This is a genomic window from Mesorhizobium sp. B3-1-9 (assembly GCF_006439595.1).
Lineage (GTDB): Bacteria > Pseudomonadota > Alphaproteobacteria > Rhizobiales > Rhizobiaceae > Mesorhizobium.
The window spans coordinates 1-21263 of sequence record NZ_VFTJ01000009.1; the positions used below are offsets into that span (position 1 = coordinate 1).

Sequence of the window (21263 nt, forward strand, 5' to 3'; positions counted from 1 at the left end):
ATACATATCCCTTGGTCATGTGTGCGGGCCGGCCGTGGGCATGGCGGGCCGAGCATTTATTGTCTTGCGCCGCGCCAGATCGACCCCCCCTCCGTCGAGCTTCGCTCGACACCTCTCCCCCGATCGACGGGGGAGAGGAAGGGCTCTCTTCCGCAACCGCCGCGGAGGACGGGCGCACAGGATAGGAACAGCGCCGCCACTTGGAAGGAATCCTGAAGCGGTCTCCTGAGAAGAACGAGGCGGGATCAAGTCAATCTGTTAAGTCAGCGCCATCCACCCGCAACGCGGTATGACCAGCCGATGCAAAATCGTTTCCTGCCCTATCTGCTGACGCTCCCCAGCCTGCTCTTGGCGGCGGTGGTGATCTTCTGGCCGGTCTGGGATCTGCTGCAGATCTCGACGCATGACGTCAACCGCTTCGGCCAGTTGCGCGAGTTCAGCGGCTTCGCCAACTTCGCCGAGTTGTTCGCCGATCCGGATTTCGTCGCGGCGCTCTGGCGCACCGGGCTGTGGACCGTGCTGGTGGTCGGCGGCGCGCTGCTTTTGTCGGTCCCGGTGGCGATGATCCTAAACATGGATTTTTATGGCCGCAGCCTCGCCCGCGTCATCATCATGCTGCCCTGGGCAGTGTCGCTGACCATGACCGCGGTGGTCTGGCGCTGGGCGCTCAGCGGCGAGAGCGGCATGCTGAATTCGGCACTGATGAAGCTCGGCCTGATCAGCCAGAACATCCAGTGGCTGGCGAGCGCCGAGACCGCCTTCCCGATGCAGGTGCTGATCGGCATATTGGTGACGGTACCCTTCACCACCACGATCTTCCTCGGCGGCCTGTCATCGATACCCGACGATCTCTATGAGGCCGCGGCACTCGAGGGCGCCACGCCTTTCCAGCAGTTCCGCGAGATCACCTTTCCGCTCTTGAAACCCTTCATCAACATCGCGATCGTGCTCAACACCATCTACGTGTTCAACTCCTTCCCGATCATCTGGGTGATGACTCAAGGGGGGCCGGCGAACTCGACCGACATATTGGTCACGCATCTCTACAAGCTCGCCTTCCGCATCGGTAAGCTGGGCGAAGCCTCGGCGGTGTCGCTGGTGATGTTCGCCATCCTGCTCGTCTTCACCATGATCTATGTGCGGCTTGCCATGCGGGAGCAGCGCGCATGACCAGCAAGCTGAAACGCACCATCATCGCCTGGCTGCTGCTTTTGCCATTGATCGTGGTGACGATCTTTCCCTTCGCCGTGATGTTCCTCACCGCCGTCAAGCCGCGCACGGAGGTGCTCACCCCCACCTGGTGGCCGAGCGAATTCCGCTGGTCGAATTTCGCCGATATGTGGGTGGCGACCGGCTTCGGCCAGGCCCTCGTCAACTCGCTCTATGTCTCGGCGCTGGCGACCATCGGCGCCATCCTGATCTCGGTGCCGGCGGCCTATGCGATGTCGCGCTTTCGTTTTGCCGGCCATGGCGCGTTCCGCCAGTTCCTTTTGATCTCGCAGATGATCTCGCCGATCGTGCTGGTGCTCGGGCTGTTCCGGCTGATGGCCGCCTGGGGCCTGGTCGAATCGACCACCGCGCTCGGCTTCATCTACATGGCCTTCAATGTCGCCTTCACGGTGTGGATGCTGCAGAGCTATTTCGACACCATTCCGCGCGACCTCGAGGAAGCCGCCTGGATGGAAGGCGCCGGCCGCTGGCTGACCTTGCGCAAGGTCTTCCTGCCGCTCTGCCTGCCGGCGATCGCCGTGACGGCGATCTTCACCTTCATCAACGCCTGGAACGAGTTCGTCGTCGCGCTCACCATGCTGCGCAGCCAGGAAAGCTACACGCTGCCGATCCAGGTTTTCTCGCTGGTCGCCGGCCGCTATACGATCGAGTGGCACCATGTCATGGCAGCCACGCTGCTGGCGACACTGCCGGTGGCGATCCTCTTCATCTGGCTGCAGCGCTATCTGGTCCGCGGACTGGCGCTCGGCGCGGTTAAGTAGCTTCCACCATACGGAGCGTTCATGCGCATCTTCACCGCCTCGCTGGCGACGGAAACCAACACCTTCTCGCCGGTGCCGACCGACCGGGCCTCGTTCGAGATGGCCTTCTATGCCGGTCCGGGCAAGCACCCGGAGACGCCGACGCTCTGCTCCTCGCCGATCGTGGCTTTGCGCAAACGCGCGGCCAGGGAAGGATTGACCGTCATCGAAGGCACCGCCACCTGGGCGGAGCCCGGCGGCCTCGTGCAGCGGCAGACCTATGAGGCGCTGCGCGACGAGATCCTCGATCAGCTCAAGGCCGCGCTGCCGGTCGATGCGGTGATCCTCGGCCTGCATGGCGCCATGGTCGCGCAGGGCTATGACGATTGTGAAGGCGATCTGCTGGAACGGGTGCGCGCCATCGTCGGCCCAAAGGTGGTGATCGCCTCCGAGTTCGATCCGCATAGCCACCTGACGCCGAAACGCGTCGCGGCCTGCAATGTCATGGCCTATTTCCTCGAATTCCCACACACCGATTTCTACGAGCGCGGCGAGCACGTCGTCGAGCTTGGCCTTGCCGCGGCGCGCGGCGAGATCAAGCCGGTGATCTCGACCTTCGACTGCCGCATGATCCAGGTGCTGCCGACCAGCCGCGAGCCGATGCGCTCCTTCGTCGACAGGATCAAGGCGCTGCATGGCAAGGACGGCGTGCTGTCGGTCTCGGTCATCCACGGCTTCATGGCCGCCGACGTGCCGGAGATGGGCACGCGCATCCTGGTCGTCACCGACAACGACAAGGAAAAGGGCGACAAGCTCGCGGAAACGCTGGGGCGCGAGCTCTACGCCTTGCGTGAAAAGACGGCGATGACGATGCTTTCCGCCTCGGCAGGCATAGAGCAGGCGCTGGCTGTGCGGGCCGAGCGCCAGGACAAGCCGGTCGTGATCGCCGACATCTGGGACAATCCGGGCGGCGGCGTGCCGGGCGACGGCACCATCGTGCTGCGCGAGCTGCTTTCGCGCGGAATCGACAAGGTCGGCGTGGCGACGATCTGGGATCCGATCGCGGTCACCTTCTGCCATGCGGCCGGCGAAGGCGCCGTCATCGACCTGCGCTTCGGCGGCAAGGCCGGGCCTCAGGCCGGCGAGCCGATCGACGCCCGCGTCACGGTGCGGAAGACCACCAATGAGGGCTGGCAGAGCTTCGGCCCGAGCCGCGTGACGCTGGGGCCATCGGCGGTGGTGCGCATCGAAGGCACCGAGGTCGAAATCATCTTGAACACCAACCGCACCCAGACCTTCGAGCCGGATATCTTTTCCAACGTCGGCATCGATCCGCTGGCGAAAGACATCCTGCTGATCAAGTCGACCAACCATTTCTACGCCGCCTTCGCGCCGGTCGCCGCCGAGATCATCTACGTAGCGGCACCGAGTTCCTATCCGAGCAACCCGGCGAAGACGGATTACAGGAAGCTGACGAGGCCGATCTGGCCGAGGGTGGCGGATCCGTGGAAACTGCCAATCTCCCCCCTTGTGGGAGATTAGCCAATCACACCAGCCCGCGCTTGACCATCATCGCCTCGGGCGAAGGCATCTTGCCGCGAAAGGCCGTGTAGAGCTCTTCCGGGTCCTTCGAGCCGCCCGCGGCATAGATGTTCTTCCGCAGCCGCTCGGCGAGCGCGGGATTGAAGGGATTGCCCGTCTCCTCGAAAGCCGCGAAGGCATCGGCGTCGAGCACTTCCGACCACATGTAGGAATAGTAGCCGGCTGAATAGCCGTCGCCGGCGAAGACATGGCCGAAATGCGGGGTGCGATGGCGCATCGCGATCGTGTCGGGCATATGCAGCTTTTCAAGCGTCTCGGCTTCGTATCGAAGCGGCTCGGTGGGTGCGTCCGGCCGCGCGTGATAGGCCATGTCGACCAGCGCCGAGGCGGTGAACTCGACCGTCGCGAAGCCGGCGCCGAATGTGCGGGTGGCGAGCATCTTGTCGAGCAGCGCCTTCGGCATCGGCTTGCCGGTCTTGACGTGCAGCGCGTGCTTTTCCAGCACCGCGGGCACCGTCAGCCAATGCTCGTATAGCTGCGAAGGCAATTCGACGAAATCGCGGCTGACCGACGTGCCCGAAACCGACGGCCAGGTGACGTCGGTCAGCATGCCGTGCAGCGCATGGCCGAACTCGTGGAACAGCGTCTTGGCCTCGTCGACCGACAGAAGTGCTGCCTCGCCGGCCGGCGGCTTGGCGAAATTCATGATGTTGTAGACGACCGGCTTGGCGCCATGACCGAGTTTATAGCCGGACTGCAGCGCGCTCATCCACGCGCCGGAGCGTTTTGAGGGCCGCGCGAAATAGTCGGCCAGGAACAGGCCGCGCTCGCTGCCGTCGGCATTCTTGACTACGAAGACACGCGCATCGGGATGCCAGGCGGCGATGCCCTTCTTCTCCTCGAAGGTGATGCCGAACAGTTTGGTGGCGACGTCGAAGCAGGCCTCGATGACCCGCTCAAGCTGCAGGTAGGGCTTCAGCTCCGCCTCGTCGAATGCGAATTTCTCGGCGCGCAGCTTTTCCTGGTAGAAGCGCCAGTCCCACGCCGCGAATTTCTCGTTGCTGCCGGCTTCGGTTGCCAGCCGCTCCAGCTCCTTCTGGTCGGCGGCGGCTTTTTCGAGCGCCTTCTCCCACACAGGATCGAGCAGGTCGTGCACGGCCTTCGGCGTCTTGGCCATCGTATCGTCGAGCTTGAGCGCCGCGAACGAGCCGTAGCCCAGCAGCTTCGCCTTCTCGGCGCGCAGCTTCAGCATGTCGCGCACGACATCGGTGTTGTCGGAGGCACCGCCATTCTGGCCGCGCATGATGAAGGCTTTGAACGCGATCTCGCGCAGGTCGCGGCGCTCGGAAAAGGTCGAGAACGGCTCATAGATCGAGCGCGACAACGTCACCGCATAGCGGCCCTTCTGGCCGCGGATCTCGGCCGCTTCGGCCATGGCGCTCTTCAGGAAATCGGGCAGGCCGGCAAGATCGGCTTCGTCGAGGAACAGCGCCCAGTCGCGCTCGTCGGCCAGCACGTTCTGGCCGAATTTGGTGCCGAGCGAGGAAAGCTCCTCATTGATGGCCGCGAGCCGTTTCTTGCCATGGGCGTCGAGTTTCGCGCCCGACCGGACAAAGCCCTTCCAGGTCTTCTCCAGCACGCGCAGCGTTTCGGCATCGAGCTTGAGGCTGTCGCGCCGCTGGTAAAGGTCGTCGATGCGGGCAAACAGTTTTTCGTTCATCGAGATCGCCGAGAAATGCCGCGACATCTTCGGCGAAACCTCGCGCTCCATCGCCTGGATCGTGTCGTTGGTATGGGCGCCGGCGCGGCACCAGAAGATTGACGAGACATGGTCGAGCGCCTCACCCGCGAGTTCGAGCGCTGCCAGCGTGTTCTCGACGGTCGGCGTCTCGCTGTTGCCGGCGATCGCGTCGATCTCGGCCTGGTGCGCCTCGAGCGCCGCGTCGAAGACAGGCCCGAAATCATTGTCGCCGACGCGCGAGAAATCCGGCAGGCCGAGCGGCCCCTGCCAGACGGTCAGCGGATGGGCGGCGAGATCGACGGTTTTTGACATGGGCAGATCCAATGGGGAGTTTCGATAGGCGGAGGGCAGCCCGGATGTAGGGCGGTGTCGCGTACGGCGCAACTCGGGCTTCGCCTCAATAGGCGCTGCAATCCTGCGCCACCGCCGTCTGCGTGATGGCGACGATGCGGCCGCCGGCGACGGTGAAGGTCTCGCGCATCAGCGTGTCGTTGCTGGGGAAGTCGTAGCAGGCGAGCACCGTGGTCTCGCCGTTCTCGCTCCTTTCGACGCGGTGGCGGATCGCGGCGCCCGCGACCGCGCCCTGCCATTCGTCGATCGAGGCGATGAAGTCCTGTTTGGTCTGGACGACACCGATGTCGTCGAGCTTCATGCGCACGTCGTCGGCAAGCAGGTCGGACAATTCGGTGCGGTCGGCGACCAGCAGCGCCGAGTACCAGCGGTCGATGATGGCGCCGTCATCGGCGCTGGCGCGGGCGATCGTGGACATGAGCAGCGTCGCCGCGAGAAAGACCTTCCACCGGCTCCGGGGCATTATCCCTCCGTCACAGCTCCGGCCGCTCGAAATCGCCGGTGTCCTTGTTCATCACCCAGAGCTCCCCGGTCGAGATGTCGAACCAGGCGCCGTGCAACGAGAGCCGTCCCTTGCCTTCGAGGATAGAGACGCAGGGAAAGGTCCTGAGATTGGCGATCGAATAGCGGATGGAGATGCGCTCCAGCGCCGTCTGGCGCTCCGTCGCCGTCATCATCGTGCTGGCAGCCACCGTCTCGGCGGCGGGCGCGATCAGGCTCATCCATTTGCCGATGAAATCGCCAGGCGACAGCGGCGCCGCATTGGTGTCGAGCGCGGCGCGAATGCCGCCGCAGCGGCCGTGTCCCATCACCACGATGTTCTTCACCTTGAGGCGCTGCACGGCGAATTCGAGCGCGGCCGAGGTCGAATGGAACTCGCCGTCCGGCTCATAGGGCGGTACCAGATTGCCGACATTGCGCAGCACGAAGAGCTCGCCCGGCCCTGCGTCGAAGATCGCTTCCGGGGCCGAGCGGGAATCGCAGCAGGCGACGATCATCGTCTCCGGCGCCTGGCCTTCCCGCGCCAGCGAGCGGTAGCGGTCGCTTTCGGTAGGATAGCGACCGGTCATGAAGTTGCGGTAGCCGTTCAGCAGGTGCTCGGGCAGATGGGGCATTGGCGGCTAGAGCCTTTCCGGGGGTTGAGACGGCAGCTCGTTGCGATGGAAAAAGGCTCTAACGGCAAAAGCCGGTCGCGGGCAATGCCGAATTGCGGATCGCTGCGTCGCAATCGTTGCGGCAATCATGGCTCGGCCCGATATGCGTCACGCCCAGATGGCAACGGGGATGCCGAAACGGTCGGCCAGCGGCGGATCGGGCGACGGTCGCGCCTCGCCGCTGGCGATCCGCCCGGCAATCAGCATCATCGCCGCCGCATCGAGGAAGTCGTCGCTCGCAGCGCCTCGCGGCGCTGCCTGGTCGAGAAAGGCTTTCTCGTAGCCATGCCGGCAAAGCAGCGCCTTGCGCTCCTCCATGCCGGCCGGGTTGACCGCGCCCTTGATCTTCTTCGGCAAGGCCATCGCCGTGCCGCCATTCAGCCGGCAGAACGCCATTTCCGGATGCGATTCGAAGATGCGGCGACGCAAATCGGGCCGTGCGATCACCAACTGGTCGATCTCGCGGATTTTTGAAAAAATACCGAAGGCCTGTATCGAAATGCCGCGCGGCGGGTCGGAGGTCTCCATCGCCACCGCGCTTGCCAGCCGGTGCGCCGCATACCAGGCCTCGATCGTGGTGAAGTCGCTGGTATCGGCATAGAGCGCCGCTCGGGAGGGGATGGCGAACACGCTCGATTGCCGCGCCCCGAGCAGCGGCCGCACCAGCGCTTCCGGTCCGCGGCCGCCCTTGCGCGAAAAATCCGGCAGGCCGATCGGCATGTCGACGGCGATGGTGACATTCGGCAGCGCGTCGAGCAGCGACTGGAAGCTCGGGAAGACCGAAACCGACGGCGCGACGCCCGCTTCGCGGTGGACGGCGATCCAGCCGGCCTTGCAGCCGTCGACGCCGGCCAGGCCGCCGTCTGGCGTCACGCCCGCTTGTCCCGCCCCGGATGCAGCAGGTGGCGCAGCTGCACCATGGCCATCGGATGCGACAGGCTCTGCGCGTCGGTTTCGAGCTGCAGCTCGTCGCCGCCGCGCTTGGCGGTGCGGGCGAGGATCTCGTAGACCGCGGCGGTGGTCGATTGCAGCGCCTTGACCGGCGCCTGGCCGGAGAGAACGCGCGCCAGATAGACGGCGGCCGTCAGGTCGCCGAGCCCATTCGGCGGCTTCTCGATCACGCGGTGCTCGGCAAGCAGCGCCTGGCTGCCGTCGAGCAGGAAATTGCCGGTGCCGCCCATCATCATGGCGGGTGCCGAGGTCACCAGCATAGTCGAAGGGCCGGCATGAAGCGCCGCCGCCGTCACCGCCTTGATGTCGGGCAGCGGCGCGCCCGCCATCCATTCCAGCTCATAGCGGTTGGGCGTCGCGATATCCGCGATCGGCATCAATTTGTCGCGCATGGCAACGGCCGTCGGTTCAGGCACGTAGAGCCCGCCGGAATCGCCCATCACCGGGTCGCAGACGTAAAGCGCGTTCGGCGTCTTTTCCCTGACGGCGGCGACCAGCGAGGCGACCGCGTCCGCCTGGCCAGCCTCGCCGAGATAGCCCGAAAGCACGGCCCTGACCTCGCCCAGCCACGGCGCCCGCTCGAGATCGGCCATCAGCGCCTTGAACTGATCGAGCGGCGGCACGATGCGCGTGGCCCGGCTGTGGCCCGGATGCCAGGGCAGGATGACGGTGGGCACTGCCCAGACCGGGAAACCCAGCGTCTCCAGCGCAAAGACCGCGGCGCGGTTGCCGACCGAACCGCGGGCGACATGGCTGGAGATGACGATGACCGCGCGCGGCGCGTCGGTTTTTTCTGCATTCATGGAATCTGAATCCTAGCCGCCACGTGTGGCGGCATACACCAGCCAGGCCAATAGCCCAATGGCAATGACGAAACCGAGCGTTCGGCCAATGCGGGTTCCCCAATATTCGATGGGATCGGCTCGGTCAGCATCGGCGGCGGTGACACGGTCGCGCGCGTCCTTCGCCGTGCGTGCGATGAACGAGGCGCCACCCGGCGCCGTCTCGCGCGCCACGCGCTCGAGGATGCGGCGCGATTCGGTCTCGTCGTCCCGGCGCTCGGCCATGCAATTGCCCTTTCCTGCCCGGAGCTTAGAGCAATTCCAGGAAAAGTGCGAAGCGTTTAGACTCGGCGACTTCGCCGTGGCCTTCCGACCGGAATTGCGTCAGACAAAGAGAGGGAATCCTGTTCGCTCGACTATTCACAGCGGCTCGCGCCCGCGTCGGAATCGGCGTCATCGGCCGGACATTTTCTTACGCGTGGATTGTGGTAATGCTTCGCATGCAACTTCTGTCGAGGGACCAACCATGATTACAGAGCGCCTCTCACCACCTTCCGTCTTCCGCAATCTGCCTGCCTTCCTGATGATGGCTTTCGTGCTGCCGCTGCTCGCCGGCTGCGGCTACAACACCATTCCGACGGCGGAAGAGAACGCCAAGGCGGCCTGGAGCGAGGTGCTCAACCAGTATCAGCGCCGTTCCGACCTGATCCCGAACCTGGTCGAGACGGTGAAGGGCTATGCCTCGCATGAAAAGGATACGCTCGATGCGGTCGTCCAGGCGCGCGCCAAGGCGACGCAGATCACGGTGACGCCCGACACGCTGAAGGATCCCGAGGCGCTGAAGAAGTTCCAGGATGCCCAGGCCGGGCTGACCAGCGCGCTGTCGCGGCTGATCGCGGTGTCGGAAGCCTATCCCGACCTCAAGGCAAACCAGAACTTCCTGGCGTTGCAGGCTCAGCTCGAAGGCACCGAGAACCGCATCGCGGTGGCGCGGCGCGACTACATCCAGGCGGTCAGGGACTACAATCTGACGCTGAAGACCTTCCCGTCCGTGCTGTGGGCGACGTTGTGGTTCCGCGGCAACGAACCTTACGCCAACTTCACGGTGGAAGAGGACAAGATGCAGGTGCCGAAGGTCGATTTCGGCACGAGCACCACCAAGCAGGGCGGGTGAGAGCCTCGACTGAAATTTAATCGAGCTTGCAGGCCTTGAGTTCCTTCACACCCCCCTCTGTCCTGCCGGACATCTCCCCCGCAAGGGGGGAGATTAGCAGCTTCTTTGCCGACGCCTCTCCTGCAACGTTGGCGATTGGCGAAGACCGCATTGAAGTCCAATCTCCCCCCTTGCGGGGGAGATGGCCGGCAGGCCAGAGGGCGGTGTGCCGGAGCGCCTTCGCCGGTGTTTTGCTCGCTCTCTTCCTCCTCCCCCTCGCCGCCCTCGCCGCCGACCTCCCCGCGCTGACGGGCCGCGTCGTCGACAATGCCGGCATCATCGATGCCGGTACGCGCGCGACGCTGACCCAGAAACTTGCCGACTTCGAGACAAAAGGCTCGGACCAGATCGTCGTCGCCACCATACCCAGCCTCGGCGGCGAGGAGATCGAGCCTTACGCCAACCGGCTGTTCCGCTTCTGGAAGCTCGGCCAGGCCAAGGAAAACAACGGCGTGCTGCTCCTGGTGGCGCCCAACGACCGCAAGATGCGCATCGAGGTCGGTTACGGGCTGGAAGGCACGCTCACCGACCTGCACACCAAGCTGATCATCGAGAACGACATGGTGCCGGCCTTCCGCGCCGGCGATTTCTCCGGCGGCATCACCAAAGCTGTCGACGACATGATCATGGTGCTGGAGGGCAATCCGGAGGAGCTCGAAGCGCGCGGCAAGCGCAACGAGCAGGCGCCGTTCAACTCGGATGACCTGTTCTTCGCCATCTTCATCACCATCTGGGCGCTGATCTTCTTCGGCGGCATCGCGATGACGGTGCTGCCGCCGATCTTCGGCCAGAAGATCGGACCCGGCCGCTACCGCTGGCTCGGCATGACTTTCGAGCCTGGCCGGCGATCCTCCTCGTCGAGTGGCGGTGGCTGGTCGTCGGGCGGCGGAGGCTGGTCGTCGGGTGGCGGCGGTGGCGGGTTTTCCGGCGGCGGCGGCTCGTCCGGTGGCGGCGGCTCCTCGGGAAGCTGGTGAGGCATCATGGCAACGCGATCGATCAGCGCCGAGGACCATGACCGCATCGCCGAGGCGATCCGGACGGCCGAGTTGAAGACCGACGGCGAGATCTACTGCGTCGTCGCTCGAGCCAGCGACGGCTACTTCTTTCCGGCTGCGTTCACGACGACGATCGGCCTGTTCATCGCCAGCCTTGCCGTCGCCTACGGGCTGGAGGCCTGGTGGTTGACCATCCGGCTACCGCATTTCGTCCTGGCACAAGTGCTGGCGCAGGCCTCGGTGCTCGCCCTGCTCTGGTTTCTGCCCGCCTTGCGCATTCATTTCGTGCCGAGAAGGCTGCGCTATCAGGCGGCGCACGCCAATGCGATGAAGCAGTTCCTGGCCCGCAACGTCCACCGCACGCAGGCGCGCACGGGCGTGCTCATCTTCGTCTCCATCGCCGAGCGCTATGCCGAGGTCGTCGCCGACTCCGGCATCGATGCCAAGGTCGGCCAGCATGTCTGGGACGGCGTTGTGCGCGACCTGACGAAGCATGCCGGCGACGACCGGCTGCCCGACGGCTTCGTCAAGGCCATCGGCACGGTCGGCGCGGTGCTCGCCGAGCATTTCCCGGTGACCGAAGGCGACGCCAACGAGCTCGACGATCATCTCGTCGAAATCTGAGGCGCCTTGTCCGCTCACGCGCCTTTCGCCTGTGCGAAAGCGTCGAAGGGGTTTGGCGGACTCTTTGCAATCAGCCGATGCGGGTTTATGGTTAACCAATCATGAACACGCTGACGATCGACATCCGGAAGGCAGAGCCGCGCGACGCGAGCGCCATTGCCGAGGTGCACCAGCAGGCCTGGCGCGGCGCCTATTCCGGCATCATCCCGCACCGCACGCTGACCTCGATGATCAACCGCCGCGGCGTCGACTGGTGGGCCAACGCGATTCGCCGCGCCGCCACCGTGCTGGTGGTCGAGATCGGCGGGACGGTCGCCGGCTACGCCACGATCGGCAAGAACCGCGCCCGCGAGCTCCGCCAGCAGGGCGAGATCTACGAGCTTTACCTGCGTCCCGAATATCAGGGCATCGGGCTCGGCAGCCGTCTGTTCAAGGCGGCCAAGGCCCGGCTCGCCGACCATGGCCTGCGTGGCCTGGTGGTCTGGGCGCTGGAAGACAACCACAACGCCCTGGCCTTCTATGCCGGCAATGGCGGCCGTGATATCGCCGAAGGCGTCGAGGTCTTCGAGCAGAAGGCGCTGAAGAAGGTCGCCTTCGTCTGGAATGACTAGCGTCGCCTAAGTTACAGGCCATCACAAACTGTGCGCTTTCATTAGCGTTCAGTGCTATTCACCGCATTGCACCATGACGTTTCGCCCGCTATCGGTCTTGGAATCGAGAGAGGGATAGATCATGCGTATCGAAGCGATTGCGACCGGAAAGAACCCACCTGACGACGTCAACGTCATCATCGAGGTGCCGATCGGCGGCGAGCCGATCAAATACGAGATGGACAAGGGGGCCGGCACGCTGTTCGTCGACCGCTTCCTGCACACCTCGATGCGCTATCCCGGTAATTACGGCTTCGTGCCGCACACGCTGTCGGGCGACGGCGACCCGATCGACGTTCTGGTCTGCAACACGCGCGCGCTGGTGCCAGGCTGCGTCATCAATGTTCGGCCGATCGGCGTCTTGATCATGGAAGACAATGCCGGCCAGGACGAGAAGGTGATCGCCGTTCCCTCGCCGAAGCTGACGCTGCGCTACGAGAACGTCACCGAATACACGCATCTGCCGGAAATCACGCGCCAGCAGGTGCAGCACTTCTTCGAGCATTACAAGGATCTCGAGCCCGGCAAGTGGGTCAAGATCGAGGGCTGGCACGACTCCAAATATGCCAAGAAGATGATCGTCGACGCGATCGCGCGGGCCAAGGCCGCTAAATAGGGCTTCAATGCAATCCCGGACGGAAGACCGTTTGCTCAGTGGCACTGCACGGGGATTTTGACCGGTCGGCTTTGTTTGTGTTGGCAGGTGCATGCGTTCGAGATTGGCCGAAACGCCCATCGCGATCGTCATTCTAGGGCGGAGCAGGAGCGAAGCTCCGTCGCGAAGACCCTGGAATCCATGCCGTTACCTTCACCAGGGAGTACAGCGGAGCAAAATTCTGCACGGTGGCGACGCCTTGACGTAACGGAATGGATTCTATGGTCTGCGCCGCGTCGCTTCGCTCCTTGCTCCGCCATAGAATGACGAGGTTGCGGCGGCTTCAACCAATCCCCGGCGTTTGCGCTGATTTCACGGACATGAACGGAAAATCTTGCGCCAAGACAAACGGTAACCTTTCAAAATCCCTGTGTCGGGGAATTAGGGCGATCCCAGGAAAAGTGTGAGCGGTTAGGTTCGGCGGTTTCGCCGCAGCCTTCCGTCCGGAATTGCGTCAAAACAAAGAGATAGAGCGGTTCGCCGTTTCCGTGAAACGGTGAAACGCTCTAGCGCACCGCCTTCTCGCCGCCGGCCGCCGTGATTACGCCGACGATGATCAGTCCGGTCAGCACCAGCCGCACGCCGGCGCTGACGCCGAAGGTGTTGAGCATGGTGAGCAAGAGCACCAGGAACAGGCCGGCGCCCCAGACGCCGGGCACGTTGGCCTTGCCGCCGGCGACCGAGGTGCCGCCGATGACCACGACCGCGATCGAGGCCAGCAGGTATTCGTTGCCGATGTCGACATTGGCGCCGCGGAAGTAACCGGCGAGCAGCGCCCCGTCGATGCCGCCCAGCGCGCCGCACAGCGTGTAGGTGAGGAAGCGGATGCGGCCGACATGGACGCCGGCGAGCCAGGCGGCGCGGATGTTCTGGCCGATCGCCAGCACCGATCGGCCGTAGATCATGCGCTGCAGCGCAAGCGCGGCGCCGACGGTGAAGACCACCGTCAGCATCGCCAGCGCCGGAATGCCCAGCACCTGCCAGTTGGTGAAGTCGGCGAAGCCCGGCGGCGGCTTGATCTGCAACCCGCGGCCATAGCTGATGTCGACGGACTGGATGATGAAGCTCGCCGACAGCGTGGCGATGATCGGCGGTATCCTCAGCGCCCAGATCAGCAGGTAGTTGATGGCGCCGATCGCGGCGCCGCAAGCAAGTGCCGCGAGCAGCCCGACGACGATCATGGCATCGCTGCCGCCCATCACCTTCATCGCGACCGCGCTGGCCAGCCCGATATTGGCCGGCAGCGACAGGTCGACATTGCCGGGTCCCAGCGTGATGACGAACATCTGGCCAACGCCGACGATGACGGTGAAGACGGCAAGCGAGAGCGCCGCCGTGACCATGCCGCCGGCGCCATAGCCGCCGGTGAAGACAATCGTTGCCAGCCAGACGACCAGCGCGCCGACGAAGGACCAGATCCAGGGTTTTTCAAGCACCATACGCAGCGAGGCCATCGCTACCTCTCCCTGCGGCTGATCAGCACCCGCGCGGCAAGCACGATGATCAGGATCGCGCCATTGGCGGCCACCTGCCAGTCGGGCGGGATGTGCATGAAGGTCAAGAGCGGTGATGCGGCCAGCGCCAGCGTCAGCGCCCCGAGCACCGCGCCGATCGGCGACACGCGCCCGCCGACGAACTCGCCGCCGCCGAGGATGACGCCGGCGATCGACAGCAGTGTGTAGCCGTTGCCGATATTGGCGTCGGCCGAGGTGGTGATGCCGATCAGCGCCATGCCGGAAAGCACGCCGAACAGGCCTGTCAGAGCGAAGAGCACCACCTTGGTGCGGAGCAGCGACCAGCCGGCGCGCCTGAGCGCCGCGGCGTTGCCGCCGGAACCGCGCAGGATCACGCCATAGGAGGTGCGCATCAGGCCGAAATGCACGACCGCGGCGATCAGCAGCGCGGCAAGGATCGGAAACGGGATGTAGGGCGGCTTGAAGGACATGATCGAAAGCAGCCAGTCCGGCGCCTTGCCGCCCGGCTTGGGCAGAACCAGAATGGCAAGCCCCTGCCAGACGAAACTCATGCCGAGCGTGACAACGATCGACGGCAAATTGCGCAGATGGATCAGCGCGCCGAGCAAGGCATAGACGCCGATCGATCCCAGCAGAACCACGATGCCGATGAGCGGCGCATCCCTAAGCCAAGTTGCAGTCACGCAGCCGACGAAGCCGACGAATGTCCCTATGGACAGATCGAGCTCGTTGCCGGCGATGACGAACATCTGCGCGATCGTCGCCAGCGCGATCGGGATCGCCAGGTTGAGCATCAGGTTGAAGCCGAAATAGCTGATGGCGCGCGGATTGAGCCAGGCGATCGCGATCAGCACCAGCGCCAGCGACAAGGCCGGCAAGAGGCCGCGCAGCAGGCGCGCCCGGGCAGCGTTGCCGCGCGGCGAGGATTTCGGGAGCGTGCCGGGAGCGATCGCGGTCATCTCAGGCCGCATCGCCGAACGAGGACTGGATGATCTTTTCCTCCGTCAACTCGTCGCGCCCAAGATTGGCGACGATGCGGCCGTTCTTGAAGACATAGACATGATCGCAATTGTCGAGCTCCTCGGTCTCGGTGGTGTACCAGAGGAAAGTGCGGCCCTTGGCGGCCTCCTCGCGCACGAGGTCGTAGACTTCGAGCTTGGTGCCGATATCGACGCCGCGCATCGGGTCGTCCATCAGCACGATCTCGGCGTCGGAGCCGAGCGCGCGGGCAAACAGCGCCTTCTGCTGGTTGCCGCCCGACAGCGAGAAGATGTTGTTGTTCATGTCCGGCGTGCGGATGCCGATCTTCTGCTTCCAGAATTCGGCGAGCTCGGCCTCGCGCTGCGGCGAGATCAGCAGGCCGTTGCGCAGCCGGGCCAGCGAGCGGATGCCGATATTCTGCGCGATCGACCATTGCGAAAAGATGCCGTCCGACTGGCGGTCGCCGGCGACCAGCGCCACCGGCGCGGTGACCTCGATGCCTGCCCTGGCGCGGGAGGCAGCTGAGAATATGGCCAGGAGCAGGTCCGTCTGGCCGTGCCCAGCAAGGCCGGCAAGCCCGATGATCTCGCCGGCGCGGGCGACAAGCTCCTTGCCGTCCTGCTGCCTGGCCGGGCGCGCGCGAACCCTGAGCGCGCCAGGCTCGCTCTTGCGGGCCTCGGCGGCGGCTTTGTGATGCCCTTCGGCGCCACCCATGGCGGCGACCAGCTTATCGCGATCGAAGGCATTGGCGGCATCCGCCGCGACCACCTTGCCGTCGCGCATCACCACGATGCGGTCGGCGTTCTGCAACACCTCGCCCAGCACATGCGAGATCAGGATGCAGCTGCCGCCCTTTTCGACGAAGCGGCGCACGAATGAAAGCAATTGCCCCGCCGTATGCGCATCGAGCGAGGAGGTCGGCTCGTCGAGGATGACAAGGTGCAGCGGCTCGCGGGTCAGCGTGAAGGCGCGCGCCACCTCGACCATCTGCCGCCTGCCGATCGAAAGGTCGCCCGCGATATCGTCCGCCGAAATGCCGTGGTCGGGAAAGATCTCGTCGAGCTTGGCGCGGATGAGATCCGCGGCCTTGCGCCGCCAGCCGAAACCGGTGAGCGAGGGGTGGTTGATGCGCGTATTCTCGGCAATGCTGAGATTGGGGCAGAGCGACAATTCCTGAAACACGCAGCGTATGCCGAGCTCGAGCGCCCGCGCCACCGAATAGCTCGCCTCCTGATTGCCGCGCACGGCGATCTGCCCGCCATCCGGCCGCAGCGTGCCGGCCACCATGTGCATGAGCGTCGACTTGCCGGCGCCGTTATGCCCGACCAACCCGACGCATTCGCCAGCGCCGACATGGAAGTCGACGCCGTTAAGCGCCCGGACGGCGCCGAAATGCTTTTCGGCGCCGTCCAGTCTGACGATATCCGCAATAGCCTGGAGCATCCTCAACTTTTATCCGGTTGGCGATGCGGGCGGCAACCTGCCCACCACTATTGCTTGATGTTGGCCTTGATGGCCGCGATGGCGTCTTCCTGCGTGTATTCGTGGGTGGCGACGCCGCCTTCCTTGATGTTCGGCAGCGCGGCCTCGAAATCGTCCTGGGTGAAGGCCAGATAAGGCACCAGCAGATCGTGCGGGATGTCCTTGCGGCCGTCGAGCACCTGCTGCGCCACCCAGAAGGCCAACGTCGACACGCCGGGCGCGATCGAGGCCGACCAGGTCTGGTAGCCGTCCTTTTCCTTCTGCTCCTTCCACCACTTCAGCTCGTCCTGGCGGTTGCCCATGATGATGGTCGGGCGCGGTTTGCCGGCTGCGGCGAAGGCCTGCGCGGCGCCATAGCCGTCACCGCCCTGGTCGACGATGCCGACGACATCGGGCAGCGATGGCAGGATGGTCGCCACCGCCTTCTGCGCCGTGGTCTGGTCCCAGTCGCCGGTCACCGAACCGACGATCTTGAACTCCGGATGGGCGGCGACGCCTTCGAGGATGCCGGCATGGATGGCATCGTCGATCGAGGTGCCGGCGAGACCGCGGATTTCCAGCAGATTGCCGCCCTTGGGCTGGAACTTGGCCATCTGCTCGACTTCCTGCTTGCCCATGTCCTTGAAGTCGACGACGACGCGGTAGGCGCAGGGTTCGGTGACAGTACCGTCGAAAGAGACGACCGTGATGCCGGCATCGCAGGCCTGCTTGATGGCGCCGTTGAGCGCATCAGGCGAGGCGGCGTTGATGACGATGGCGTCATAGCCTTGCAGGATCAGGTTCTGCACCTGCGCGGCTTGGGTCGGCACTTCCTTGTCGGCGGTGGTGAAGACGTCCGCCGCGGCGACGATCTTGTCGTCGACCGCCTTCTTGGTGACGATGCCGTAGCTGTCGAGCATCGCCTGGCGCCACGAATTGCCGGCATAATTGTTGGAGAAGGCGATCTTCTTGCCGCTGGTGTCGGCAAGCGCGGTGCCCGAGGCGAGCATCGCCGCAAGTGCACTCAATACGAGCAGTTTCTTCATGTCGGTTCCTCCCGAGGTTGCTGATATTGCCTGATGATCGTTACGTGCAGTGCCTGTTTTTTATCTATTGTCAGACAAATTCAGACGAACCGCAAGCTGTCAACTGCAAAGCCTTGGCGCCGTCGATCAACTTGCGGTGCGACGATTGATAAGCCGCCGCGTCATGGTCTAGGAACACGGGCAGGAGACAGATTGCATGGCAGTGACGCCGACCGTTGCTCGAGGCGCGCCCGGAATACCGGCACGCTGGACATCAAGCGCCAAAAGCGGTGTCGGCACCGCGCTTTCGGCAAAAAGCCCGCTCTGGTTCACCATCAGTCACGGCATTCTGAACGAAATCTATTATCCGCGCCTCGACAGCGCCTGCACGCGTGACCTGGGGCTGGTCGTGACCGGTCCCGGCGGTTATTTTTCCGAAGAGAAGCGCGATGCGGCCCACACCGTCGAACCTTTCGAGGACGGCGTCCCCGGCTACCGGCTGACCAACGTCGCTTCCGACGGCGCTTACAAGATCGAGAAGCGCATCGTTACGGATTCGAAACGACCCGTCCTGCTGCAGGAAATGCATTTCACCGCCCTCAAGAGCCAAGCTGCCGATTACCGCGTCTACGCGCTGCTGGCGCCGCATCTCGTCAATGCCGGCATGGGCAACACCGCCTGGATCGGCGAGCACAAGGGGGAGCGCCTTCTCTTTGCCACCGGACGCGGCGTCTCGCTCGCGCTCGCCTCCTCCCTGCCCTGGGGCGCCTGCTCGGCCGGCTATGTCGGCTTCTCCGACGGCTGGCAGCAGTTGCACGACAATGGCGGGCTCGATCCCTCCAGCCGGGCGGCCGAAAACGGCAATGTCGCGCTGACCGGCGAGATCGGCTTTTCGGCCGGCAAAACGGTTGCCTTGCTGGCGCTGGGCTTCGGCGCTTCGCCGGAGGAAGCCGCCGACCTTGCGCTTGCAAGCCTGCAACAGGGTTTCGAGCCGGCGGCGAAAACCTATGTCGAGACCTGGCGGACATTCCAGGCAGGGCTGGAAAAACTCGACCGTCACGCCGCCTCCGGTCTGAACGCCTACCGCGTCAGCAGCGCGGTGCTGGCGACGCATCTCTCCCTCGCAAGGCCCGGCGCCGCGGTCGCCAGCCTGTCGATCCCCTGGGGTTTCAACAAGGGCGACGACGATCTCGGCGGCTATCACCTCGTCTGGCCGCGCGACCTGGTCGAGACGGCGGGCGGCTTCCTCGCCGCCGGCGACGGCAGGCAGGCGCTGCAGATCCTCACCTATCTGCGTTCGATCCAGCAGCCGGACGGCCATTGGCCGCAGAATTGCTGGTCCGACGGGACCGCCTATTGGCCCGGCATCCAGATGGACGAATGCGCCTTTCCGCTGCTGCTTGCCGATGCGTTGCGCCGCGCCGGCCATCTGCAGAAGTCGAGGCTCGCCGACTTCCTGACCATGATCGAGAACGCGGCCGCCTATGTCGTGCGCAACGGCCCGGTCACCGGCGAGGATCGCTGGGAAGAGGACGCCGGCTACAGCCCGTTCACGCTGGCCGTGGAAATAGCCGCATTGCTCGCAGCTGCCGACATGCTGGACGCCTCCGGTAAAAATGAGCCGGCAAACTACCTGCGCGAGATCGCCGATTGCTGGAACGACCAGATCGAGCGCTGGACCTATGTCACCGGCACCCCGGCAAGCACCAGGGCGGGCATCGAAGGCTATTATGTCCGTATCGCCCCGCCCGACGATGGCGGCGCCGCGTCGCCGAAGAACGGCTTCGTGCCGATCAAGAACCGGCCGCCGGCCGATACCGACAGACCGGCCGAGGCCATCATCAGCCCGGATGCCCTGGCGCTGGTGCGTTTCGGGCTCAGAGCCGCTGACGATCCGCGCATCCTCAACACCGTCAAGGCGATCGACGCCGAGCTGCGCCGCGACCTGCCGCAAGGGCCGCTCTGGTACCGCTATACCGGCGACGGCTATGGAGAGCATGAGGACGGGGCACCCTTCGACGGCACCGGCCGGGGGCGGCCGTGGCCGCTGCTTGCCGGCGAGCGCGCCCATTACGAGTTGGCCGCCGGCCGCAAGGACAAAGCGGCGCAACTGCTTGAGACTTTCGAACGCTCGGCGGGCGTCGGCGGCCTTCTGCCGGAACAGGTCTGGGATCGCCCGGACATGCCGGACCGTGAATTGCGGCTGGGCGCCCCTTCCGGCAGCGCCATGCCGCTGGTCTGGGCGCATGCCGAGCACATCAAGCTGTTGCGCTCGCTGCGCGACGGCGCCGTCTTCGACCTGCCGCCGCAGGGCGTCGAGCGCTACATCAAGGGCAAGACGGTCTCGCCGATGCGGATCTGGCGCTTCAACAACAAGATCCGCTCCATTCCCGCCGGCAAGGCTCTTCGCGTCGAATTGTCGGCGCCCGGCGTCGTCCATTGGAGCAGCGACAAGTGGCTGACCGTGCAGGACAGCAGGACGGCCGAAAATGCGTTCGGCATTCATCTGGTGGATTTGCCCGTTAGCCGCCTGCGGCCGGGAACCACCATCGTCTTCACTTTTTTCTGGCCCGGGGCGATGCGTTGGGAGAATGTCGACTTCAGCGTCGGCATCGACGCGTCATAAATCGACGCAACAGGGCCAGTAGATTTCTCCTTTCCTCAAGCAATCGGGATGAAACCATGCAGATCGGAATGATGGGACTGGGCAGGATGGGCGCCAACATGGTGCGGCGCCTGATGCGCGACGGCCATGAATGCGTCGTCTACGACATCAATTCGGCAAGCGTCGCCGGCATGGTCAAGGACGGCGCCATTGGCGCGGCCTCGCTGGAGGAATTCGTCGGCAAGCTCGCCAAGCCGCGCTGCGCCTGGCTGATGCTGCCGGCCGCGATCACCGGCAAGATCGTCGACCAGGTCGCAGCACTGATGGAGCCGGGCGACATCATCATCGACGGCGGCAATTCCTACTACCACGATGCCGTCGACCAGGCGGCGAAGCTGGCGGTGAAAGGCATCAACTTCGTCGATGTCGGCACCAGCGGCGGCGTCTGGGGCCTGGAGCGGGGTTACTGCCTGATGATCGGCGGCCCCGACGATGCGGTTAAGCATCTCGATTCGGTCTTCGCCACGCTGGCGCCAGGCGCCGATGCGGGCGCCAACCCGCCCAAGGATGCCGGCACGGCGCCCTTCGGCTATCTCCATTGCGGGCCGAGCGGCGCCGGCCACTTCGTCAAGATGGTGCATAACGGCATCGAATACGGCGTCATGGCCGCCTATGCCGAGGGCATGAACATCCTGAAGTCGGCCAATGCCGGCAAAAGGCAGCGCACCGCCGACGCCGAAACCAGCCCGCTGGAAAACCCGCAATACTACCAGTTCGACGTCGACTTGCCCGCCGTCGCCGAGGTCTGGCGGCACGGCAGCGTCATCGGCTCCTGGCTGCTCGATCTCACCGCCGGCGCGTTGAAGAGCGATCCGGCGCTCGCCCAGTTCGGCGGCCGCGTCTCCGATTCCGGCGAAGGCCGCTGGACGCTGAAGGCGGCGATCGACACCGGCGTCCCGGCGCCGGTGCTGTCCTCGGCGCTGTTCGACCGCTTCTCCTCGCAGGGCGAATCGCAATTCGCCGACAAGCTTTTGTCCGCCATGCGCTACGCCTTCGGCGGCCATATCGAAAAGCCGAAGGCGTGAGGG

The 21263-nt window shown here is 64.8% G+C and carries 20 protein-coding genes; 10 read left to right on the plus strand and 10 right to left on the minus strand.

Features of this window, described 5'->3' with window-relative positions:
* The first annotated feature begins 300 nt into the window (after positions 1-300).
* The 3 genes from FJW07_RS17485 to FJW07_RS17495 are packed head-to-tail and all read left to right on the plus strand — an operon-like array spanning position 301 to position 3512.
* Positions 301-1170 carry a sugar ABC transporter permease gene (locus FJW07_RS17485; RefSeq protein WP_140857838.1) on the plus strand — a complete coding sequence of 290 codons (870 nt, stop codon included), beginning with the start codon at positions 301-303 and terminating at the stop codon, positions 1168-1170.
* On the plus strand, positions 1167-1991 hold the full coding sequence (locus FJW07_RS17490; RefSeq protein WP_140659273.1) for a carbohydrate ABC transporter permease: 825 nt from the start codon (positions 1167-1169) through the stop codon (positions 1989-1991). The genes FJW07_RS17485 and FJW07_RS17490 overlap by 4 nt, the downstream gene beginning before the upstream one ends.
* Before the next feature lie 21 nt (positions 1992-2012).
* Positions 2013-3512 carry a M81 family metallopeptidase gene (locus FJW07_RS17495; protein WP_140857840.1) on the plus strand — a complete coding sequence of 500 codons (1500 nt, stop codon included), beginning with the start codon at positions 2013-2015 and terminating at the stop codon, positions 3510-3512.
* Positions 3513-3516: 4 nt separating this feature from the next.
* Here FJW07_RS17495 and FJW07_RS17500 read toward each other — a convergent pair whose 3' ends face one another.
* From FJW07_RS17500 to FJW07_RS17525, 6 genes are all read right to left on the minus strand, one after another.
* Positions 3517-5571, minus strand: coding sequence for a M3 family metallopeptidase (locus tag FJW07_RS17500; RefSeq protein ID WP_140858113.1), 2055 nt, complete (start codon positions 5569-5571; stop codon positions 3517-3519).
* Between the two features lie 79 nt (positions 5572-5650).
* Positions 5651-6067 (minus strand): nuclear transport factor 2 family protein, encoded by a 417-nt coding sequence (locus tag FJW07_RS17505; RefSeq protein WP_140857842.1) that lies wholly within the window; start codon positions 6065-6067, stop codon positions 5651-5653.
* A 10-nt stretch (positions 6068-6077) separates the two neighbouring features.
* Complete coding sequence (locus tag FJW07_RS17510) at positions 6078-6719, minus strand: carbonic anhydrase (RefSeq protein ID WP_140857844.1); 642 nt, start codon at positions 6717-6719, stop codon at positions 6078-6080.
* Positions 6720-6866: 147 nt separating this feature from the next.
* Positions 6867-7631, minus strand: a complete 765-nt coding sequence (locus FJW07_RS17515; RefSeq protein ID WP_140857846.1) for a DUF429 domain-containing protein — start codon at positions 7629-7631, stop codon at positions 6867-6869.
* Positions 7628-8512: a pyridoxal kinase PdxY gene (pdxY, locus tag FJW07_RS17520; protein WP_140857848.1), complete on the minus strand. Its 885-nt coding sequence runs from the start codon at positions 8510-8512 to the stop codon at positions 7628-7630. Before pdxY ends, FJW07_RS17515 begins: the two co-directional genes overlap by 4 nt.
* A 12-nt stretch (positions 8513-8524) precedes the next feature.
* Entirely contained in the window at positions 8525-8776 is a 252-nt protein-coding gene (locus FJW07_RS17525) for a hypothetical protein (protein WP_140647049.1), read from the minus strand.
* A 241-nt stretch (positions 8777-9017) separates the two neighbouring features.
* Between FJW07_RS17525 and FJW07_RS17530 the strand changes: the two genes are divergently transcribed.
* From FJW07_RS17530 to ppa, 5 genes are all read left to right on the plus strand, one after another.
* Entirely contained in the window at positions 9018-9665 is a 648-nt protein-coding gene (locus FJW07_RS17530; RefSeq protein WP_140658702.1) for a LemA family protein, read from the plus strand.
* Between the two features lie 203 nt (positions 9666-9868).
* On the plus strand, positions 9869-10678 hold the full coding sequence (locus tag FJW07_RS17540) for a YgcG family protein (RefSeq protein ID WP_246680795.1): 810 nt from the start codon (positions 9869-9871) through the stop codon (positions 10676-10678).
* A gap of 6 nt (positions 10679-10684) precedes the next feature.
* The gene (locus FJW07_RS17545) at positions 10685-11323 is read left to right on the plus strand and encodes a TPM domain-containing protein (protein WP_140710896.1); all 639 of its coding nucleotides are present in this window, start codon (positions 10685-10687) and stop codon (positions 11321-11323) included.
* A gap of 101 nt (positions 11324-11424) precedes the next feature.
* Positions 11425-11934 (plus strand): GNAT family N-acetyltransferase, encoded by a 510-nt coding sequence (locus FJW07_RS17550; protein ID WP_040991512.1) that lies wholly within the window; start codon positions 11425-11427, stop codon positions 11932-11934.
* A 121-nt stretch (positions 11935-12055) separates the two neighbouring features.
* Complete coding sequence (gene ppa, locus FJW07_RS17555) at positions 12056-12589, plus strand: inorganic diphosphatase (RefSeq protein WP_140857852.1); 534 nt, start codon at positions 12056-12058, stop codon at positions 12587-12589.
* 545 nt (positions 12590-13134) lie between these two features.
* Here ppa and FJW07_RS17560 read toward each other — a convergent pair.
* From FJW07_RS17560 to FJW07_RS17575, 4 genes are read right to left on the minus strand one after another with little or no spacing between them, the layout of a single operon-like run.
* Positions 13135-14082 carry an ABC transporter permease gene (locus tag FJW07_RS17560; protein WP_140857853.1) on the minus strand — a complete coding sequence of 316 codons (948 nt, stop codon included), beginning with the start codon at positions 14080-14082 and terminating at the stop codon, positions 13135-13137.
* Positions 14083-14084: 2 nt separating this feature from the next.
* Positions 14085-15062, minus strand: a complete 978-nt coding sequence (locus FJW07_RS17565; protein ID WP_181166912.1) for an ABC transporter permease — start codon at positions 15060-15062, stop codon at positions 14085-14087.
* Position 15063: 1 nt separating this feature from the next.
* Positions 15064-16527 (minus strand): sugar ABC transporter ATP-binding protein, encoded by a 1464-nt coding sequence (locus tag FJW07_RS17570; RefSeq protein WP_140658697.1) that lies wholly within the window; start codon positions 16525-16527, stop codon positions 15064-15066.
* 47 nt (positions 16528-16574) lie between these two features.
* A complete protein-coding gene (locus FJW07_RS17575) occupies positions 16575-17591 on the minus strand; it encodes an ABC transporter substrate-binding protein (RefSeq protein ID WP_140658696.1) in 1017 nt (338 codons plus the stop codon).
* Positions 17592-17787: 196 nt separating this feature from the next.
* Here FJW07_RS17575 and FJW07_RS17580 point away from each other — a divergent pair, with 196 nt between their 5' ends.
* The gene (locus FJW07_RS17580) at positions 17788-20196 is read left to right on the plus strand and encodes a glucan 1,4-alpha-glucosidase (protein WP_140857857.1); all 2409 of its coding nucleotides are present in this window, start codon (positions 17788-17790) and stop codon (positions 20194-20196) included.
* A gap of 56 nt (positions 20197-20252) precedes the next feature.
* Positions 20253-21260, plus strand: coding sequence for a phosphogluconate dehydrogenase (NAD(+)-dependent, decarboxylating) (gnd, locus tag FJW07_RS17585; RefSeq protein WP_140707067.1), 1008 nt, complete (start codon positions 20253-20255; stop codon positions 21258-21260).
* The last annotated feature ends 3 nt before the right edge of the window (positions 21261-21263 follow it).

Coding starts and splice junctions, on each gene's coding strand:
- FJW07_RS17485 (WP_140857838.1), top strand. CDS start 301: ATGCAAAATCGTTTCCTGCCCTATCTGCTGACGCTCCCCAGCCTGCTC.
- FJW07_RS17490 (WP_140659273.1), top strand. CDS start 1,167: ATGACCAGCAAGCTGAAACGCACCATCATCGCCTGGCTGCTGCTTTTG.
- FJW07_RS17495 (WP_140857840.1), top strand. CDS start 2,013: ATGCGCATCTTCACCGCCTCGCTGGCGACGGAAACCAACACCTTCTCG.
- FJW07_RS17505 (WP_140857842.1), bottom strand. CDS start 6,067: ATGCCCCGGAGCCGGTGGAAGGTCTTTCTCGCGGCGACGCTGCTCATG.
- FJW07_RS17510 (WP_140857844.1), bottom strand. CDS start 6,719: ATGCCCCATCTGCCCGAGCACCTGCTGAACGGCTACCGCAACTTCATG.
- pdxY (WP_140857848.1), bottom strand. CDS start 8,512: ATGAATGCAGAAAAAACCGACGCGCCGCGCGCGGTCATCGTCATCTCC.
- FJW07_RS17525 (WP_140647049.1), bottom strand. CDS start 8,776: ATGGCCGAGCGCCGGGACGACGAGACCGAATCGCGCCGCATCCTCGAG.
- FJW07_RS17530 (WP_140658702.1), top strand. CDS start 9,018: ATGATTACAGAGCGCCTCTCACCACCTTCCGTCTTCCGCAATCTGCCT.
- FJW07_RS17545 (WP_140710896.1), top strand. CDS start 10,685: ATGGCAACGCGATCGATCAGCGCCGAGGACCATGACCGCATCGCCGAG.
- FJW07_RS17550 (WP_040991512.1), top strand. CDS start 11,425: ATGAACACGCTGACGATCGACATCCGGAAGGCAGAGCCGCGCGACGCG.
- ppa (WP_140857852.1), top strand. CDS start 12,056: ATGCGTATCGAAGCGATTGCGACCGGAAAGAACCCACCTGACGACGTC.
- FJW07_RS17560 (WP_140857853.1), bottom strand. CDS start 14,082: ATGGCCTCGCTGCGTATGGTGCTTGAAAAACCCTGGATCTGGTCCTTC.
- FJW07_RS17565 (WP_181166912.1), bottom strand. CDS start 15,062: ATGACCGCGATCGCTCCCGGCACGCTCCCGAAATCCTCGCCGCGCGGC.
- FJW07_RS17570 (WP_140658697.1), bottom strand. CDS start 16,527: ATGCTCCAGGCTATTGCGGATATCGTCAGACTGGACGGCGCCGAAAAG.
- FJW07_RS17575 (WP_140658696.1), bottom strand. CDS start 17,591: ATGAAGAAACTGCTCGTATTGAGTGCACTTGCGGCGATGCTCGCCTCG.
- FJW07_RS17580 (WP_140857857.1), top strand. CDS start 17,788: ATGGCAGTGACGCCGACCGTTGCTCGAGGCGCGCCCGGAATACCGGCA.
- gnd (WP_140707067.1), top strand. CDS start 20,253: ATGCAGATCGGAATGATGGGACTGGGCAGGATGGGCGCCAACATGGTG.